Raw genomic sequence first — 18,976 nt, forward strand, 5'->3', positions numbered from 1 at the left:
CATGCTGAATCCCTCTGCGGACACCGGTGGGCCGGGTCCGGACGCGGTGGCGCTCTACCGGACCATGCGACTGATCCGCCGCTTTGAGGAGCGCTGCATCGAGCTGGTGAAGGCGGGCGAGATCGTCGGCGGCATCCACCCCTCCATCGGGCAGGAGGCCGTGGCCGCCGGGGTGTGCGCGGTGCTGCGCCCCGACGACATCATCACCAGCACCCACCGGGGCCACGGCCACGTCCTGGCCAAGGGCGCCGACCTGAACCGGATGACGGCCGAACTGATGGGCCGTACGACCGGGTTGAACAAGGGCCGCGGCGGCTCGATGCACGCCGCCGACGTCGGCCTCGGCATCCTCGGCGCGAACGGCATCGTCGGCGCCGGTGCCCCGATCGCGACCGGCGCGGCGTGGGCGGCGGCGCGCGCGGGCGCCGACCGGGTCGCCGTGAGCTTCTTCGGCGACGGCGCGGTCAGCCAGGGCGTCGTCCTGGAGTCCCTCAACCTGGCGTCGCTGTGGCGGCTCCCGGTGCTCTTCGTGTGCGAGAACAACGGGTACTCCTCGACGGCCACGGTGGCGGACATGGTCGCGGGCACGATCGTGGGGCGCGCCGCCGCCTTCGGCATCCCCGCCGCGACGGTCGACGGCATGGACGCCGAGGCCGTGGCCGCCGCCACCCGGGAGCACACCGAGCGGGCCAGGACGGGCGGCGGACCGGCGTTCCTGGAGTGCCGCACCTACCGTTTCGACGCCCACCACACCTGGGAGCACCGGTCGTTCGTGCGCTACCGCACCCCGGAAGAGGTGGACGAGGGGCGCCGCCGCGACCCGGTGCGGATCCAGGGCGACCGGATCCCCGAGGGCGAGCGGGCCCGCGTCGACGACGAGGTGGAGGCCGCCCTCGAAGCGGCCGTGCGGTTCGCGCTCGACAGCCCGAAACCCGACCCGGCCGACGCCCTCGACTTCCTGTACGCGACCGGCCTGCGGCCCCGGGCGGGGGTGACCACCCGTGCCTAAGCTCGGCTATCTCACCGCGCTCACCCGGGCCCTCGGCGACGAACTGGAGCGGGACCCGGACGTCTGCGTGTTCGGCGAGGACATCCGCGTGGGCGTCGCCAACGTCACCAAGGGGCTCGTGCAGCGCTTCGGCCCGGAGCGAATCGTCGACACCCCGCTGTCGGAGCAGGCGTTCACCAGCTTCGCCACCGGCGCCGCCCTGTCCGGGCACCGCCCCGTCATCGAGTTCCAGATCCCCTCGCTGATGTTCCTGGTCTTCGAGCAGATCGCCAACCAGGCGCACAAGTTCTCGCTCATGACGGGCGGCCAGGCGAAGGTGCCGGTCACCTATCTGGTGCCCGGGTCCGGCTCCCGGACCGGCTGGGCGGGGCAGCACTCCGACCAGCCGTACAGCCTCTTCGCGCACGTCGGCCTGAAGACCGTGGTGCCGTCGAGCCCGGCGGACGCCTACGGGCTGCTGGTGTCGGCCATCCGTGACGACGACCCGGTGGTGGTGCTCACCCCGGCGGCGTCGTCGCTGAGTTTCGAGAGCGTCGACCTCGCCCAGCTCGCCCCGCTGCCGCTCGGTGTCGGCCGGGTGGCGCGCGCGGGCACGGACGTCACGGTGGTGGCGGTCGGGCACTTCGTGGGTCAGGCCCTGGAGGTGGCCGAGGAGGTGGCCGACGAGGTGTCGGTGGAGGTCTTCGACCCGCGCACGGTGTACCCGTTCGACTGGCAGGGCCTGGCCGCGTCGGTGAACCGCACCGGGCGGCTCGTCGTGATCGACGACTCCAACCGCTTCTGCGGCCTGGGCGCCGAGATCGTCGCCGCGGCCGCCGAGGAGATGCGCCTGGTCGCGCCGCCGCGCCGGATCACGCGGCCCGACGGTGCCGTGCTGCCGTTCGCCCTGGAGCTCGACCGCGCGGCTCAGCCGCACCGCGACCAGTTGGTGACGGCGATCCAGCAGGTGTGCAAGGAAGGGGAGTCCCGGTAGCCGCGGCGGTCCCCGGAGGTCGGCCGGGAGGGCGTGGCACGGCTTGACGCGGCGGAGTCTCCGGTCAGGTGGCCAGGTCCAGCCAGTCCCCGACGGCCAGCACGCGGGCGCGCCGTCCGGCGTGCGTGCGGAACTCCTTCTCCGGGTCGGGGACCTCGACGTAGCCCGCGATCTTGTCCGGCTGCTCCGTCGCGTAGTGCATCGGCACGGCGTGGCGGGCGTCGAGGATCTCCGCGGCCGCGGCGGCCTGCCGCGGGTCGAGGGCGGCGGGCAGCGGGCTCGGCGGCTGCAGGTGCGGCGCGTCCACCACCGCGCCGTTGGCGGGCAGGAACACCGCGTCGAACGGGCTGAACCGGCGCGCGACGAGCCACCAGTAGCCGTGGAACATCGTGTCGCCGCCGTGGAAGACCCGCTGTCCGTCGGCCTCCACCACCCAGTTGAGCTGCGGGTCGCCGAGACCGTCGACGGCGGGGACCGCGGTGACGTGGAACGGCCCGACGTCGTGGGCGGACCAGGCGTCCACGACCTCGGCGGCCAGCCGGTGCCGGGCCAGGTCGCGCTCGGCCGGCAGCGTTGTCACGTTGTCCACGTCGTCGCCGTGACCGGGCGCCGGTCGCAGCACCGGCGCCCCCGGCGGCAGCGCGTCGGCGAGCGCGGAGGCGTCGGTGTGGTCCCGGTGCAGGTGGGTGACCAGCGCGGCGGTGACCTGCCCGCTCGGCAGCACCAGGCCCTCGCCGGGCTTCCATCCCGTGAACAGCGGCGAGAGGTCCCGCACGTAGTCGATCACCAGCCGTTCGCCGCCCGCTTCGATCTCAAGGCCGGCCCAGCCCAGTCGTCGTACCCGCATCCCGCACTCCTTCGTCGGTGGTTGCCGGGGACGTTAGCGTACGGGCGTTCGCTAAATCAATAGCGAACGCCCGTACGCTATCCTCGTCGCATGTCACCACGACGCTCAGCGGCCGAAGCGCAGGCCACCCGGGGCCGGATCCTCGGCCGTGCCGCCGAGATCGCCTCCGAGGAAGGCTTGGACGGGATCACCATCGGGCGGCTCGCCGAGGAGCTGGAGATGAGTAAGTCCGGGGTGCACAAGCACTTCGGCACCAAGGAGACGCTGCAGATCTCCACGCTGGACAAGGCGTTCGTGGACTTCTGGCACCGGGTGGTCGAACCCGCCCTCGCCGAGCCGCCGGGGCTGCGGCGGCTGCGCGCGGTGTGCGCCAACTCCGTGGGCTACCTGGAGGCGCCGCTGCTGCCCGGCGGCTGCCTGATGACGGCGGCGCTGTCCGAGTACGACGGCCGCCCCGGCCGGGTCCGGGACGCGGTGGCCGAGGTGTGGTCGCGCTGGCGGGAACAGCTGCGGGCGGACCTGGGCGCGGCGGTGGAGAACGGCGAGCTGCCCGCCGGGTTCGACGTCGACCAGGCGCTGTTCGAGATCGTCGCCGCCGGTCTCGCGCTGAACGCGGCCATGCAGCTCCAGCACGACCGGGCGGCCGTCGGCCGGGCCCGCCGCGCCATCGACCGGGCCCTGGACCAGTCCTGACCGCACGCCGGACCGGGCGCCGGCCGAGCGAAATCGCTGAGTGCTCCGGGGACTTCGAAGGCCGCTAGCGGTCCGTGGCCGACGCCCGGCCCCCCGGTGCCCCGGCCCGCAGGCCGTCCATGACGAGGTCGAGGAGGCGACCGGCGCGCGGCTGCCACTCCTGGTGCGGGTCGATCTGCCACAGCCCGGCGATGGCCAGCAGGAAGTCGTCGGCGGTCACGTCCGGGCGGATGGTGCCCGCCTCCTCGTTGGCGTCGAGCAGGAGCGTGATGGCCGACGTCAGCGGGCCGTGCGCCACGCTGATCAGCGTGCCGTGGCTGGTGGTCGCCACCCGCATCGCGTCGGCGAGGCCCACCTTGGTCATCGCGTACCGGGCGAGGTGGTCCATCCACTCGCGCAGCGCGCACTCCGGCGCCCGCGTCTCCAGGAGCTGGCAGGCGGCGTCGGCCACTTGCCGTACCTCGTTCCGGTAGACCTCCAGGACGAGGGCTTCGCGGCTCGGGAAATGGCGGTAGAACGTGCCCTGTCCGACGCCGGCCTTCTTGGCGATCGCGCTCAGCGGGGCGTCGCCGGACCGCGTCAGCTCCTCGAGCGCGACGGCCAGGATGCGCTCGCGGTTGCGCTGCGCGTCCGAGCGCAGGGGTGTCTCGCGCTTCTCCCGCACGCGTCGTCCTCCAGTCGGTCGGGGTGCGTGTCTCCTCGCCGGGCGAGGGGCGGTCTTTCCGGGCGGCCTTGCCGAGCGGTCGTGCCCAAAGAACGCCCTTGCTAAGCGGACAGGTGTCCGCTAAATTTTCAGAGGTAACGGACAGTTGTCCGTTTGAGTCCACTCCACCATAGCGTCAGGTGTGGCCGGATGCAGACCCCCGGTGACACCTGTCGACCGACAGCGCTCGGGGCCCGCACCAGGACGCCCGTCGTGATCCCCGAGGAGACGCCGCCGCAGGCGGTGTCGGCCCCGCCCTTCCGCCTGGCCACCTCCCCGCACGCACGTCATTTTCCGGACACCGCTCACCTCGCGTCACCTCCCGAAGATCCCCTTCCCGCGCCGCCCCAGCACCACGGCGCCCGTCGCGCACCGCACCAGCAACCCGCGAAAGAAGGCCGACCATGGCTCCACCGACGTCCGGCGCCACCACGACGTCCAGCGGCATCACGCTGAACGTCAACGGCGAGAAGCACACGCTGCCCGTCGACCACCGCACCACCCTGCTCGACGCGCTGCGCGAGCGCCTTGACCTGACCGGCACGAAGAAGGGCTGCGACCAGGGCCAGTGCGGTGCCTGCACGGTCCTCGTCGACGGCCGCCGCAGCCTGTCCTGTCTGCAACTCGCGGTCGCCGCCGACGGCCGTGAGATCACCACCATCGAGGGCGTCGCCGACGGCGACCGGCTGCACCCGGTCCAGCAGGCCTTCCTCGACCTCGACGGCTACCAGTGCGGCTACTGCACCCCGGGCCAGATCTGCTCCGCCATCGCCATGATCGAGGAGCACGCTGCGGGCTGGCCGAGCGCCGCGACCGCCGACGTCCGGCCCGAGGCGACCCCGCCCCTCGACCCGGACGAGATCCGCGAACGCATGAGCGGCAACCTGTGCCGCTGCGGCGCGTACGTGAACATCGTGCGGGCGGTCGCCCGCGCCGCCGACGAGGTGCGCGCCGACGACACGGCGGCCGCCAAGGAGGCAGCGGCATGAGGGAGTTCGGATACCAGCGTGCCGAGGACGTCGCCGGAGCGGTCGCCCTGCTCGGCGCCGACCCCGAGGCCCGCTACCTCGGCGGCGGCACCAACCTCGTCGACCTGATGAAGACCGGCGTCGAACGGCCCGCGCTCCTCGTCGACGTACGGGAACTGCCCCTCGACGGCATCGAGGTGACGGCCGACGGCGGCCTGCGCGTCGGCGCGACCGTCACCAACAGCGACCTCGCCGCCCACCCCGAGGTTCGCCGCCGCTACCCCGCGCTCACCCAGGCCGTCCTCGCGGCCGCCTCCGGGCAGCTGCGCAACATGGCCACCGTCGGCGGGAACCTGCTCCAGCGCACCCGCTGCGGCTACTTCACCGACCCGGCCAGGCCCTGCAACAAGCGCGTGCCCGGCAGCGGTTGCGCCGCCCGCGACGGCGAGCACCACAACCACGCCATCCTCGGCGCCTCCGACCACTGCGTCGCCACCCACCCCTCCGACATGGCGGTGGCACTCGCGGCGTTCGACGCCGTCATCGCGTACGAGACCGTCGACGGGCCCGGCGAGACGCCCCTCGCCGACTTCTATCTGCCCGTCGGCGACACCCCGCACCGCGAGACCGCGCTGCCGCCCGGCGCCCTGATCACCGGCCTCACCCTGCCGCCCGCCCCCGTCGCCGCCCACTCGCGCTACCGCAAGGTGCGCGAGCGCGCCTCGTACGCCTTCGCCATCGGCTCGATCGCCGCCGCGCTCGACGTCCGGGACGGTGTCGTACGCGAGGTGCGACTCGCCTACGGAGCGGTCGCGTCGCGGCCGTGGCGCGCGCGGGCAGCCGAGCGGGCCCTGACCGGCGGACCGGCCACGGCCACCGCCTTCGCCGCCGCCGCGGACGCCGAACTGGCCGCCGCCGAGCCCCTGTCCGACAACGGCTACAAGGTGCCGCTGCTGCGCAACCTCACCGTGGCCCTGCTGAGCGAGCTGACCGAAGCCACCGAGGGGGCCGCACGATGACCACCGCCACCGGAACGACCCGGGGCACCGGCGCCGTCGGCGCCGCGCGCACCCGCCTGGAGGGCCTCGCCAAGGTCACCGGGGAGGCGCGCTATTCGGGCGAGGTTCCCTACGCCGAACTCGCCCACGGCTGGATCGTCCTGTCCACCGTCGCCCGCGGCCGCGTCCGCGCCATCGACGACGGCCCCGTCCTGAAGATGCCCGGCGTGCTGGCCGTCCTGCACCACGGCAACGCGCCTCGGCTCAAGGAAGGCTTCGTCGGCTCCTTCGGGCCCGACCCGGTCGCCGAGATCCTGCAGCGCGACCGGGTGCCGCACATCGGCTGGCCGGTGGCGTTCGTCGTCGCCGAGACCTCCGAACAGGCCAGGGAGGCCGCCGAGGCCCTGGTCGTCGAGTACGACACCGAGCCGCACGACGTCGACTTCCACGCCGACCACCCCGCGCGCTACACCCCGGAAGCCAGCCCCATGGGCCCCGCGGTCACGGCGAAGGGCGACCTGGACACCGAACTCGCCGCCTCCGCCGTGCTCGTGGACGAGCGCTACAGCACCCCCGAACAGCACCACAACGCCATGGAGCCGCACGCGGCGATGGCGCGCTGGGACAACGGGCGCCTGGAGATCGTCGACTCCAGCCAGGGCACGTTCGCCACGGCCAACGACATCGCCGCGCTGTTCCAGCTCGACCCCGCGTCGGTACGGGTGCGCTCCGAGCACATCGGCGGCGGCTTCGGCTCCAAGGCCCTGGCCCGCGCCCACAACGTGCTCGCCGTGATGGCGACCACCGTCATCGGCCGCCCCGTCCGCGTCGTCCTGACCCGCCGCCAGATGTTCTCCCTCATCGGCTACCGCAGCCCCACCACCCAGCGGGTCAGGCTCGGCGCCGAGGCCGACGGGCGGCTGCGCGCCTTCGACCACGACGGGGTCTCGCTCACCTCGACCCTGACGGAGTTCGTCGAGGCGAGCACCGGGTTCGGCCGTGCGCTGTACGACGCCGACGCGCACCACACCGCCAACCACGTCGTGCCGCTCGACGTGCCCACGCCGACGTTCATGCGCGCGCCGGGAGAGGCGCCCGGGTCGTTCGCGCTGGAGTCCGCCCTGGACGAGCTCGCCGAGAAGTGCGGCCTGGACCCGATCGAGCTGCGCGCCCGCAACGAACCCACCGTCGGGCCTGTCACCGGGCTGCCCTTCGAGGACAACGACCTGATCGCCTGCTTCCGCGAGGGCGCCCGCCGCTTCGGCTGGGCCGACCGCGACGCGCGCCCCGGCGTGCGGCGCGAGGGCCGGTGGCTCATCGGCACGGGCACGGCCGCGGCCACCTTCCCGGCCGGTGCCGCGCCCTCGACCGCCGCGGTCACCGCCGAGGCCGACGACACCTTCACCGTGCGGATCAACGCGGCCGACGTCGGGACCGGCGCCCGCACCGCGCTCGCCCAGGTGGCCGCCGACGCCCTCGACGTGCCCACCGAGCGGGTCCGGGTCCGGATCGGCGACAGCGACCTCGGCCAGGCCTGGCTGTCCGGCGGCTCCATGGGGACGCGCTCGTGGTCCTGGGCCGTCATGGCCGCCATCACCGAGCTGCGCGAACGCCTCGCGCTCGGCGCGGACATCCCGCCGGAGGGCATCACCGTCCGCTCGGACACCACCGAGGCCATCGGCGCCCAGTCCGAGCGCGAACGGCACTCCTACGGCGCCCAGTTCGCCGAGGTCGCCGTCGACGTCAGCACCGGTGAGGTGCGGGTGCGCCGCATGCTCGGCATCTTCGCCGCCGGACGCATCGTCAACCCCCTCACCGCGCGCAGCCAGTTGACCGGCGGCATGATCTGGGGCCTGTCCATGGCCCTGCACGAGGAGGCCATCAGGGACCGGGCGTCGGGCGCCCTCGCTAACGGCGACCTCGCGGGCTACCACTTCGCCGCCAACGCCGACGTCCCCGCCGTCGAGGCGGACTGGATCGGCGAACCCGCCCCGGACGACCCCGTCGGCATCAAGGGCATCGGCGAGATCGGCATCGTCGGCGCGGCCGCGGCGATCGCCAACGCGGTCTGGCACGCCACCGGCGTACGCCACCGCCACCTGCCGATCCGCCCGGACCGGGTGCTCGGCGCGGGCGCCGGGCCCGAACCGGCCGCAGGTGCCGTGCCCGAACTGCGCGCGGGCGGCGCCGCAGAAGGGGACACCCGTGCTTGACATCGCCGACGAGCTGCGCCGGTGGGCCGCGGAGGGGCGTGAGTTCGCCGTGGCCACCGTCGTGGCCGTCGGCGGCAGCGCGCCGCGCCCGCCCGGCGCGGCCCTCGCCGTCGACCGCGAGGGCACCGTCATCGGCTCGGTGTCCGGCGGCTGCGTGGAAGGCGCCGTGTACGACCTGTGCGCCCAGGCCCTCGACGACGGCCAGACGGTGCTCGAAAGCTTCGGGTACAGCGACGACGACGCCTTCGCCGTGGGCCTGACCTGCGGCGGCGTCATCGACATCCTCATCACCCCGGTCGGCGTCGACGCCCCGGACCGCCCGGTGTACACGGCCGCCCTCGACGAGGCCGCCGCCGGGCGGACCGCGGCGCTCGTCCGGGTCGCCCGGGGCCCGGACGGCCTCCTGGGCGGGGTGCTGTGGGTACGGCCCGACGGTACGTACGACGGTGGGCTCGGCGGGGACCCGGTCCTGGACCGCACGGCCGCCGCTGAGGCGCGGGCGCTGCTCGACGCGGGGCGCACCGGGACCGTCGAGATGTCCGAGGACGGTGCGCACTGCCCCGGCGGGCTCACCCTGCTCGTCGAGTCCAGCGTGCCGCCGCCCCGCATGATCGTCTTCGGAGCGGTGGACTTCGCGTCGGCGTTGGTGCGGGCGGGCAAGTTCCTCGGGTATCACGTGACGTTGTGCGACGCCCGGCCCGTCTTCGCCACGCCCGGCCGGTTCCCCGAGGCCGACGAGATCGTCGTCGACTGGCCGCACCGGTACCTGGAGCGCACCGAGACCGACGCGCGCACCGTGCTGTGCGTGCTCACGCACGACGCCAAGTTCGACGTGCCGGTCCTGGTGCGGGCCCTGCGGATGCCGGTCGCCTTCGTCGGCGCCATGGGGTCGCGGCGCACCCACGAGGACCGCAACGCGCGGCTGCGGGACGCCGGGGTCGCCGAGAGCGAGTTGGCGCGGCTGCACTCGCCGATCGGGCTCGACCTCGGGGCGCGGACGCCGGAGGAGACGGCGCTGTCCATCGCGGCGGAGATCGTCGCCGCGCGGCGGGGCGGGACGGGGGTGCCCCTGCGCGGGGCGCATACGCCGATCCACCATGACGCGGTGGCGGCGTAGCGCCGGGCGGGCCCGGGCCGGATGCCTGGCCCGCCCGCTGGCGGTGCGGGCGGGACGGGTCGGCCGAGGTCCACGTCAGTGCTGCTGCGGCCCGCGCAACGTCACCGTGAAGCTCCGCCCGTACGCGTGGCGCGTGCTGACGTCGATGCGGGTGCCGCCGGGGACGGCCCGCACCCGGACCCCCTCGTCCGCCTGCACCTCGCGCAGGCGCCGCCCCCGAAGCACCACGCTGACCGTGTCCCGCCCCATGGTCGGGTCGGACACGGCGACGCTGGTGAGGTCGGACCCCGGCGGGCGGCGCACGAGGACGGACGAGGGGCCCTCGACGCGCAGGGCCCCGGCGTCGTGGCGGCCGGAGGCAAAGGTGTTGAGGGCCGTGAGGCCGAGCCCGCGATGGGACACGGCCTGCGTGCGGGGGGAGTTGGCGAGGACCCGCAGAGGCCCCTTCGCGTACGACCGCAGCCGCGACACCTCCGCGTTCGGCACCAACGCGTAGGCCAGCCGAATCGACCGCGCCCCGGCCGCCTGCTCGACCGACACCCCGAAGACCTGACGGGTCACCGCCGTGTCCGGATTCGCCGTGCGCACGACGCGGCGGCTGCGCGTGACCCGGTCCAGGCCGACCCGCACGGGCGGCGCGTCGAGGAAGAGGTAGCCGACGGCGGTGCCCTGCGTGGCGTTGGCGTACCGCAGCCAGCGCAGCGCCGCGGTGCCCGGGCCGGTCCAGGGCCGCCCGTCGTCGCGCACACCCGTGACGGACACCGCGTCGTCCGGCGCCGCGATCCGCGCGTCGACGGCCGTCGTCACCGCGCGCCCGGCCGGGTCCCCGACGCCCGCCGCGAGGACGACGATCTCGTCGTCGAGCAGGAACCACGACTTGGTGGCGGCCGCGCCCTGGTGGACGACGAAGTCTTCGGGCAGCAACTCCCGGTCCTGGTAGGCGACATCGCTGGACTGCACCATTCCGGCCGCGCCGTACGCCCCGAGCACCGCGCCGCCGGAGTGGGCGTGGGTGCCGCGCGGGAAGTAGACGTACTTGTTCTGGGACTCCGAGGAGGAGGTGAAGTTCAACGGGTGCCCGGGGTTGTCGTAGTACGGCTTGCCGTACAACTCCGGTACGGTGCGCCGTTGTTCGGCCGGGGCGGTGACGCCCGCGAGCGCGTACGGCGACACCGTGGTGAAGTAGTCCACGCCGTACGCCCGGGTCTGGTCCTGCCCCGACAGATAGAGGTAGTGCGCGCCCTCGCCCTGGAACCAGGGCATGAGGTTCTCCCCGTTCATGTACTCGTACTTGCTGATCCGCGCCGAGCTGCGCGACAGGGCGAACGCGTAGCCGGGTCTGCGGTGGACCGTCTTGTCCATCGCGTTGAAGGCGACGCTGCGCGCGGCGGGGTTGAGGTCGGCCGCCGGGACGGAGGCGTCGGCGAGGATGTCGGCGTACCGCACGACGCTGATGGGCGAGACGAAGCGGGCCGGGTCGAGGGTGGCGCGGGACGTCTCGCGGAGGTGCTTCACGTAGCTCTTCAGGGCGGTGGCGGCGGCGCCCTCGGCGAGCGACGAGAGGTCGACGGCGGCCTCGACGACGACGGCGACGTCCGTGTAGCCGGAGTCGGTGCGCGACACCGCGCGGCCCTTGACGATCTCCATCATCCAGCCCTCGAAGATCAGCGGCGCGAACCCGTTCCGCACCCACCCGTGCACCACGGGCACCAGCTCCTCGCCGTGCGCGAAGCCCGTGCCGTCCAGGATCTTCAGCGTCTGCACGACCCGGGTGAGGAGCCCCTTGCCGTAGGAGCCGGTGTACGCCACGGAGGCGTGCTGGATGAAGGAGCCGTCGGCGTAATAGCCGTCCGTGACCCCGTGGTCGAGGTGGTAGGGGTCGATGGTGGCGAACACCGTGAGCTGGTCGGTGAGGGCCTTGCGGACGCGGGCCGTGTCGTCGAGGAGCGCGCCCTGCAGGACGCGGTTGGTGGTGATGTCCGCGAGGTTCGCGCCGGTGTGGAAGCGCGAGTCGAGGTTCACGTCGCCGTTCGTGCCGTTGCGCAGATAGGCGTCCATGGAGGCGACGTAGGTGCGCACGAGGTCGGGGCGCTGGGCGAGCACCTCGTCGTACAGCAGGACCAGGGTCTTGCTGACCTGCTGGGAGATGCCGATCTCCCAGTTGAACCAGTTGCCGTAGTAGCCCTTCGACTGATCGCCGTAGTACCGCTCGTGGAGCCACACCAGGCCGTCGACGACGCGCCGCCGCACGGTGGCGTCCCCGTACAGGCCACCGCCGTGGACGCGGGTGGCGAGGGCGATCTCGTACAGCCACCGGTAGGCGGTGTACAGGTTCGCGTCGTCGGTGCCGAGCGCCAGACCGGCGAACAGCTCGCCCGCGCCCGCGTCGTCCATCGCCTTGAGGTTCGTGCGCGCCGCCCTGTCGACGGCGGCGAGCTTCCCGGCGGTCTCCGGCCGGGCGTTGGACTCCGGTGTCCCGGCGAACACCGCCACCGTGTTGGCGCGCAGCCGCGCCACGCCCGCCGCGGCGGCGGCAGCGCTCACCGGCCCCACGGGGACCACGGACAGGAACCCGGCCGCCGAGAGGGCGGCGAGCAGACGTCTGCGGGTGATGTCCATCAGGCTTCCTCCGCCCGTGAGGTGGCGCTCCGGCGGGCGGAGTCAAGCAGATGCCCCGACCGGCAACAAGAGGGCTCGCTACGTCGCTCCGCCCTGCTGGGGTGGACGCCACCGATGCGCGGCGAACCGGGGGCCAGGGTGCTCCATTCGTGTCAGGCTGACCTCTCAGACCGTGGAACGCATGCTCGGGGGGATTTGTTGACGCCGCGTAGGTTGCTGTCGTTCGGGGACGCGCTGAAGCTCCTGGGCGGGGACCCGCCCGCTGTGGCGGCGCTCGACCGCGCCCTTGGCGGCGCGCTGAACCTGGCGACCGGGGGCCTCAGCGGCGGCGTGCTCGGCATGTTCGACGCCCGGGGGCGGGTGCTCGGCCTCGGGCGCGACGCGTGGCGCGGCCTGGGGGAGCGCCTGGGGCGTACCGACGGCCGGGTGGAACGCACCAGTGTCCTGGAAGCGGCCCACACTGTGATCGTCGTCCTTGCCTTCTTCGACGCCCTGGAGAAGGCCGAACTGCCCTTCTCCCTGGACGAGGTGGCGCTGACCGGCCGCGAGCAGCTGCTGGTGGCCGGCGGCGGGCCGCCCTCGGGCGAGGGCTTCACGCAGGACGCGGCACAGGTCGACGCTCCACGTCCCGCGCCGCACCTGCCCTACGAGAACCACATCGGTGAACTCCACGCCTGGTACGAGCACTTGGCGATGCGGACGCTGGACTTCCTGCGCGGGCTCGCCGTGTGGGAGGGGCTGGACGAGACCGCGGGCGACGCGGCCGCCCGCATCGTGCGTGCCGTGGTGCCGCGCCTCGCCGTCGAGGAGTACGAGGCGCTGTACGCGCGGCTCGCCCTCGAAGCGCCGGAATTCGGCTTCTGGTCGGGCCAGGTGGAGCACCAGGCCACGCGCGCCGAACTGCGCAGGGCACTCGCCGGTCTGGAACAGGTCCTGGCCGCGAGCGCCGCACTGGGGCAGCAGCCGGTGGACGTCGCGGGCGCCCTCTCCCGGGCGCACCAGTCGGCGCTGGGGCAGCGCATCCTCGACGCCCAGGAGGCCCCCGAGGGGATCCTGGTGCCGACCCTGGCCCAGGCCTACCTGGACCCCGACTTCCGGGTGCGGGCCGTGGACGGGCAGGGCAGCCCGGCGGACGAGGAGTGGTGGGCGCGCGCCCCGGTCCGGCAGGACCTGACCGGATATCTGGTGGGAGCACTGACGTCGGAAGGCCTTGCGGCCGCCCCGCTGCTGGTGCTCGGCCAGCCGGGCGCCGGGAAGTCCGTGCTGATGCGGATCCTCGCGGCCCGGCTGCCGGCGGCGGGATTCCTGCCGGTGCGGGTCGCGCTGCGCGACGTACGTGCGGACGACGAGATCCAGGACCAGATCGAGCAGTCGATCCGCGAGGCCACCGGAGAGCACGCCACCTGGCCCGGTCTGGTGCGCTCGGCGGGCACGGCGGTGCCGGTCGTCCTGCTCGACGGCTTCGACGAGCTGCTGCAGACCACGGGAGTGCACCAGAACGACTTCCTGGTGCGGGTGGCCCGCTTCCAGGAGCGCGAGGCCGAGCAGGGACGTCCGGTCCTGGCCGTGGTCACCAGCCGCACCGCGGTCGCCGACCGGGCGCGCTACCCGCAGGGCACCGTCGCGCTGCGCCTCGAACCCTTCCGCAAGGAGCAGATCCAGCTCTGGATCGAGCAGTGGAACCTCACCAACGCCATGAACTTCCAGGCCATGGGCCTGCCACCGCTCACCTGGGGCGCCGTCGCGCCGCACCGCGCCCTGGCCGGACAGCCCCTGCTCCTCACCATGCTCGCCCTCTACCAGGCCGCGGGGAACGACCTGCGAGGCCAGGACGAACGCCCCCTGGACGAGGCCGACCTCTACGAGGCGCTGCTCGGCTCCTTCGCCCGGCGCGAGGTGTCCAAGGACCTCCGGGTCCCCGACCACGACGTGGAGCGGCGGGTCGAGGAGGAGCTGGAACGGCTCTCGCTGGTGGCCTTCGCGATGCTGAACCGGCGGCGCCAGTGGGTGTCGACGGCCGAGCTCGACGAGGATCTGGCAGCGCTCATCGGGCGGGCGTCGACACGGTCCTCCGGGCTCCGCGCGCCGCTGGGGCGGGCCGAAGTCGCCCTCGGACGCTTCTTCTTCGTGCAGCGAGCGCAGTCGATCAGGGGCGGCCAGAAGCTGTCCACGTACGAGTTCCTGCACGCGACGTTCGGGGAGTACCTGGCGGTCCGCCTCGCGGTGCGGCTCCTGTCCGGGCTGCTCGACCACCGCCCGGTCCTCTCGATGGGCAGCGAGCCGCTCAACGACGACCTCATGTTCGCCCTGCTCTCCTTCGCGCCGCTCTCGTCGCGGCAGATGCTCCGCTTCGCCCGTGCCCGCGTCGAACGACTCCCGGAGGCGGAGCGGGCGGCCCTGGGACCCCTCGTCGTACGGGCCATGGGGGAGCGGGAGTTGCGTGCGGAGCAGCCGTACCCGACGTATCTCCCGCGCCGCATCCGCGTCGCCTCGCGGCACGGGATCTACAGCGCGAATCTGGTGGTGCTCGCCCTGCTGCTGACCGGCGGCACGACGGCCGGCGCGCTGTTTCCGTTCGGCGGGGACGTGGGCAGCGCGTGGCACCGGCATGTGCTGCTGTGGCGATCCTCCCTCAACGAGGCGGAGTGGACCGACCTCGCGGTCTCGCTGCGGGTGCGGCGCACCAGGCAGGGACGGGAGCGGGATCTCGAAGTGGCCGTTCAACTGGGTGAGGTGGGGGCGCCGGACCAGGTGGACGCCTACTGGCTCTACCGGGCCCCGTGGGAGGAGGGGCACATCGTCTGGCACCGCACGTACTGGAACGAGATCTGGCACAAGATGGATGTCTCGGCCGGGACGAACGACGGGGTCGCGCTGCAGGCGCTGCGGCCGCTGTTCGAGTCACTGGGGCCGCTGGTGACCACGTTCAGCGGCGACCGAACCCGGCTCGCCACCTCCACCGCACACGACCTGCTCCGGCTGTGGCTGATGGGCGAATCGGAGCTGGCCGCCGAGGAGATCGTGGACTCGTACCGCAGGATCGGCGCGGCGTTTCCGGTCCTCGCCTCGTCGGAGGCGGTTACCCAACGTCTCGCACCCATCCTGATCGCGCTGCTCGACCGTGACCTGCCTCGGCTCAGCCTGGAGCAGTCCCGGCTTGTCTTCAAGTGGCTGATATTCAGACACCGCATGGCGCTCGTCGCTCGGATCAGCGATCACGTCGAGACCCATTACCCCCGCTTGTACAGCAGGATCGCCCACGGCAGCAACGATTCATGAACTCTTCGGCAGCCCCCGCGGATTCACCTCCGAGGCGGGCACGGCCTCGTCCGCCAGCCCTCAGCGCCGGAGGGCCTGGCCGTAACTGCCCTCGTCGATGAGGTGCTTCAGCGCCTCGTGCACTGCCGTCACCAGGCCGTTGTCCTTCTTCGTGGTGGCGGCGATCTTGCCCTGGAGCCCGTCGCCCGCTCCCGAGAAGCTGCCGATGACCTCGGTCCTGCCGGTGCTGGCCGCATGGTGGGCGGCGACGGGGTTGGGGCCGAGATAGGCGTCGATGCGGCCCGAGCCGAGCGCGAGGTAGTAGTCGCTGGTGTTCTGGAAGTACTTGATGTGGGTGGCCGCGCGGCCCGCCTTCACGTTCTGTTTGCTCCAGTCGACGAGCAGCTTCTCCTGCGCGTGAGACCAGCGGCTGCGAAGGGAACATGCGAACAGTTGAGCACCGGACTTTCGACCCCGTCAACGGCTCCGGGCGCCGCCGAGGGCCCTGCCACACGCTGTTCACACGGCCGTAGCAGCCACCCGGTGCGGCACCGGCACGAGACCCTGGTGAACTCCGGATTAGCATGGCAGGAACCGTCGATGGACATGTTGGCCGATTCGGAGTCGGCTGGTTCCGGCGCTCGCGACGATGGGGTGCTCGTGACGAGCGGGCGACGGAGGACCAAGGTGGGACGGCAGGGGCCGACGTGACGGTGCATCGGCAGTGGGTCGAGGGCGCGACGATCCATGGCTCAGTGATTCAGGCGCGCGAGATCAACTCGCTCCACCTGGGCGCGGAGCGACCGCTCTACGCCGTGTCGGCCTTCCCGCTGACCAGACCGGCGATCTCCGACACCTGGGTGCGGCAGCAGCCCGCCCGACTGCTCGACGCCCGGTACGCCCTCGTCGACTTCACCGGCCGCCACGACGAACTGGCCCGCCTCGCCGCGTGGCGCGACGGGCCCGAGCGGGTCTCGGCGTTCCTGGTGCACGGCCCCGGCGGCCAGGGCAAGTCGCGGATCGCCGAGCAGTTCGCGCGGAGCAGCCATGTGGACGGCTGGCGCGTGTTCCAGGCGCGGCACGTGACGGCGGGCCTGCTGTCGCCCTCCGTGCCGATCGGCGGGCGGGTGGGCGACGGGGCGGGCGTCCTCATGGTCGTCGACTACGCGGAGCGCTGGCCCACGGCCGACTTGATCGAGCTGCTCCTCGACGCCGTGCGGCAGGGCGGCCGCGTCCGTGTGCTGCTCGTCGCCCGGCCGCGCGGCACCTGGTGGCAGCACCTCGTCCACCGCCTCGGCGACTTCGACATCCCGGCGTCCGACCTGGCGCTGCCCGGCCTCTCCGACGACGCCGGGGTCTCGTCGCAGACCCTGTTCCGCACCGCACGCGACTGCTTCGCCCAGGCCCTGGGCGTACGCGAGGCCCACGCCGTCGTCCCGCCGGAGGGGCTGAGCGCCGACCCCGAGTACCGCCAGGTCCTCGCCGTCCACATGGCCGCGCTCGCCGCCGTCGACGCCCACCGGCGGGGCCGGGCCGCGCCCGACGGCGCGGCGGCGGTCTCCGCGTACCTGCTGGCACGCGAGCGCGCGCACTGGGAGACGCTGCACGGCAACGCGCGCGTCCGGATCACCCCGCACGCCTTCGGGCAGGTCGTCTACACCGCGGCGATGACGAGCGCGCTCAGCTACCGCGAGGCCCTGGCCGTGCTGTCCCGCATCGGCGTCGGCTCCGGCGAGCACGCCGACCAGATCCTCAAGGACCACGCCCTGTCGTACCCGGCCGACGGGGGCGGCATCGGCGGCACCGTTCTGGAACCCCTCTATCCGGACCGCCTCGCCGAGGACTTCCTGGCGCTGAGCGTCGCCGGACACGGCATAGACGACTTCGCCCCCGACCCGTGGGCGCTGGACGCGCCCCGCCGCCTCCTCGACGGCGACGCGCTGCCGTGCCGGCGGCGCGTCCTCGCCACCCTGGTCGCCACGGCGGCGCGCTGGCCCCATGTGCGGGAAGCGCAGCTCGGGCCCCTGCTCCGGGAACGGCCGGAACTCGGGGTGGCGGCGGGTGGGGCGACTCTCGCCACGCTCAGCGAGATCGCCGGCCTGGATCCGGAGGTCCTGGAGGGGATCGAGGCCCATCTGCCCGACGGCCCCCACACCGACCTCAACTCCGGCGCCGCCGCCCTCGCCCAGCGCCTCGCCGACCACCGGCTCGGCCGCACCCAGGACCCGGAGGAACAGGCGCGGCTCCTGAACGCGCTCGCCCAGCGCCAGTCCCACGCGGGCCTGCACGACCAGGCGCTGAAGTCCGGCCGGCGGGCCATGGCGATCCGGCGCGGCATGAGCACCGCGCACACCGATGCCGCGGAGCCCTCGTTCGCCGTCGTGCTCTGCGACGTGGGCGTCTACCTGGCCAAGGACGGCCAGTTCGCGGACGCCCTCGCGGCCACCGGGCAGGCCGTCCGCCTGCTGCGCAGGCTGGGCGACGAGCAGCCCGGCAGGCACGCCGACGCGCTCGCCCTCGCGCTGTCCAACTACGCCGCGGACCTGGCGACCGAGGGCCAGTGGGCGCAGGCACTCGACATCGTGCAGGAAGCCGTGGAGATCCGACGCCGACTGGTCGTCGAGGCCGGACCTGACGTCCCCGCGGCCCAACGGGCCCCGCTCGCCGCGACGTTGGCGAACCTGGCCATCTGCCTGTCGCACGCGGGACGCAGGGAGGAGGCCCACACCGCCGCCCAGGAGGCGGTGGCGATCCAGCGCGACCTGGCCCGCACCAACCCGCACACCCACGAACCCGCCCTGGCCTCCGCGCTCGTCAACCTCAGCCGCCGCTCGACCCATGTGTCCCGGCCCGCCCAGGCGCGCGAAGCCGCCCGGGAAGCCGTGGCCGTGCTGCGCCGCCTCGCCGAGGTCAGCCCCGCCGCGTACGAGGAGGACCTCGCGGCGGCCCTGCTGAACCTCGGTGCCTGCCTCGCGCCCCTGAACCACCGGGCCGAGACCTGCCAGGTCCTCGAGGAGACGGCGGCCATCCGGCGCCGCCTCGCCAAGCGCCACCCGCGACAGTATGAACCGGCCCTGGCCGCCTCGCTGGAGAGCCTCGGCCTGGAGGCGTTCCGGGCGGGGCAGCACAGCCGGGCGCACCTCGCGTGGAGCGAGGCGATCGACCTGCGGGGAAGGTTCGCGGCGACCGGCGGGGACCGCGAAAGAGCGGACCTGGCGGGGCTGTTGTGCACCATTACCTGGATGCGCCTCGCCCAGGGCCGGGAGCTGTCCCACGCCCTGGCCACGATCGAGGAGGCCGTGGCGCTGCTGTGGCCGCTGGCGAGCAGGCCCGGTCGGCTCGGCGCGCGCCTGCCCGAGGCCGTCGACCTGCACGCGCGCACCCTCACGGCCCTGAACCGCCCGGACGAGGCCAAGGACGTACGCCGCCGCCTGATGCGCTTTCAGTCGGGCGACCTGGAACGGGGCGGTGACCCGGCCGGGACGACCCATGGTGTGGGGGACTGGAACGGGCCCTGGTGAAGCCCCGGGGGCTCAGCCCAGGCGTACGGGGTGCCGCCGCGCGTGGTCTTGCCGCTG

Annotated in this window: 12 protein-coding genes and 1 pseudogene; 9 read left to right on the forward strand and 4 right to left on the reverse strand. The window is 73.5% G+C overall.

Translation table 11 applies throughout. The features are described 5' to 3' along the window. The first annotated feature begins 1 nt into the window (after position 1). Positions 2-1,009, forward strand: a complete 1,008-nt coding sequence (locus IE274_RS19495) for a thiamine pyrophosphate-dependent dehydrogenase E1 component subunit alpha (RefSeq protein WP_190117113.1) — start codon at positions 2-4, stop codon at positions 1,007-1,009. Continuing rightward, positions 1,002-1,982, forward strand: coding sequence for an alpha-ketoacid dehydrogenase subunit beta (locus IE274_RS19500; RefSeq protein ID WP_190117114.1), 981 nt, complete (start codon positions 1,002-1,004; stop codon positions 1,980-1,982). The genes IE274_RS19495 and IE274_RS19500 overlap by 8 nt, the downstream gene beginning before the upstream one ends. A 64-nt stretch (positions 1,983-2,046) precedes the next feature. On the opposite strand, the gene IE274_RS19505 is transcribed toward IE274_RS19500, so the two are convergent. Further along, positions 2,047-2,829, reverse strand: a complete 783-nt coding sequence (locus IE274_RS19505) for an MBL fold metallo-hydrolase (RefSeq protein ID WP_190117115.1) — start codon at positions 2,827-2,829, stop codon at positions 2,047-2,049. A gap of 90 nt (positions 2,830-2,919) precedes the next feature. Between IE274_RS19505 and IE274_RS19510 the strand changes: the two genes are divergently transcribed. Next, complete coding sequence (locus tag IE274_RS19510) at positions 2,920-3,522, forward strand: TetR/AcrR family transcriptional regulator (RefSeq protein ID WP_190117116.1); 603 nt, start codon at positions 2,920-2,922, stop codon at positions 3,520-3,522. 64 nt (positions 3,523-3,586) lie between these two features. Here IE274_RS19510 and IE274_RS19515 read toward each other — a convergent pair whose 3' ends face one another. Continuing rightward, complete coding sequence (locus IE274_RS19515; RefSeq protein WP_190117117.1) at positions 3,587-4,186, reverse strand: TetR/AcrR family transcriptional regulator; 600 nt, start codon at positions 4,184-4,186, stop codon at positions 3,587-3,589. A 443-nt stretch (positions 4,187-4,629) separates the two neighbouring features. Between IE274_RS19515 and IE274_RS19520 the strand changes: the two genes are divergently transcribed. From IE274_RS19520 to IE274_RS19535, 4 genes are read left to right on the forward strand one after another with little or no spacing between them, the layout of a single operon-like run. Beyond that, the gene (locus IE274_RS19520) at positions 4,630-5,214 is read left to right on the forward strand and encodes a (2Fe-2S)-binding protein (protein WP_190117118.1); all 585 of its coding nucleotides are present in this window, start codon (positions 4,630-4,632) and stop codon (positions 5,212-5,214) included. Continuing rightward, positions 5,211-6,212 (forward strand): FAD binding domain-containing protein, encoded by a 1,002-nt coding sequence (locus tag IE274_RS19525; RefSeq protein WP_190117119.1) that lies wholly within the window; start codon positions 5,211-5,213, stop codon positions 6,210-6,212. The genes IE274_RS19520 and IE274_RS19525 overlap by 4 nt, the downstream gene beginning before the upstream one ends. Next, the gene (locus IE274_RS19530) at positions 6,209-8,404 is read left to right on the forward strand and encodes a xanthine dehydrogenase family protein molybdopterin-binding subunit (protein ID WP_190117120.1); all 2,196 of its coding nucleotides are present in this window, start codon (positions 6,209-6,211) and stop codon (positions 8,402-8,404) included. Before IE274_RS19525 ends, IE274_RS19530 begins: the two co-directional genes overlap by 4 nt. Next, positions 8,397-9,521, forward strand: coding sequence for an XdhC family protein (locus IE274_RS19535; protein WP_190117121.1), 1,125 nt, complete (start codon positions 8,397-8,399; stop codon positions 9,519-9,521). Before IE274_RS19530 ends, IE274_RS19535 begins: the two co-directional genes overlap by 8 nt. A 75-nt stretch (positions 9,522-9,596) precedes the next feature. On the opposite strand, the gene IE274_RS19540 is transcribed toward IE274_RS19535, so the two are convergent. Further along, entirely contained in the window at positions 9,597-12,140 is a 2,544-nt protein-coding gene (locus IE274_RS19540) for a polysaccharide lyase family 8 super-sandwich domain-containing protein (RefSeq protein ID WP_190117122.1), read from the reverse strand. A 198-nt stretch (positions 12,141-12,338) separates the two neighbouring features. Here IE274_RS19540 and IE274_RS19545 point away from each other — a divergent pair, with 198 nt between their 5' ends. Further along, on the forward strand, positions 12,339-15,419 hold the full coding sequence (locus IE274_RS19545; protein ID WP_190117123.1) for an NACHT N-terminal helical domain 7-containing protein: 3,081 nt from the start codon (positions 12,339-12,341) through the stop codon (positions 15,417-15,419). On the opposite strand, the pseudogene IE274_RS19550 reads toward IE274_RS19545, so the two are convergent. Then, positions 15,414-15,812: pseudogene (locus IE274_RS19550) on the reverse strand (type 2 periplasmic-binding domain-containing protein); the annotation flags it as partial. The gene IE274_RS19545 and the pseudogene IE274_RS19550 sit on opposite strands and share 6 nt — an antisense overlap. A gap of 293 nt (positions 15,813-16,105) precedes the next feature. On the opposite strand from IE274_RS19550, the gene IE274_RS19555 reads away from it, so the two are divergent. Beyond that, positions 16,106-18,919 (forward strand): tetratricopeptide repeat protein, encoded by a 2,814-nt coding sequence (locus tag IE274_RS19555; RefSeq protein WP_190117124.1) that lies wholly within the window; start codon positions 16,106-16,108, stop codon positions 18,917-18,919. The last annotated feature ends 57 nt before the right edge of the window (positions 18,920-18,976 follow it).

This window comes from Streptomyces flavofungini (genome assembly GCF_014650815.1).
GTDB lineage: Bacteria > Actinomycetota > Actinomycetes > Streptomycetales > Streptomycetaceae > Streptomyces > Streptomyces flavofungini.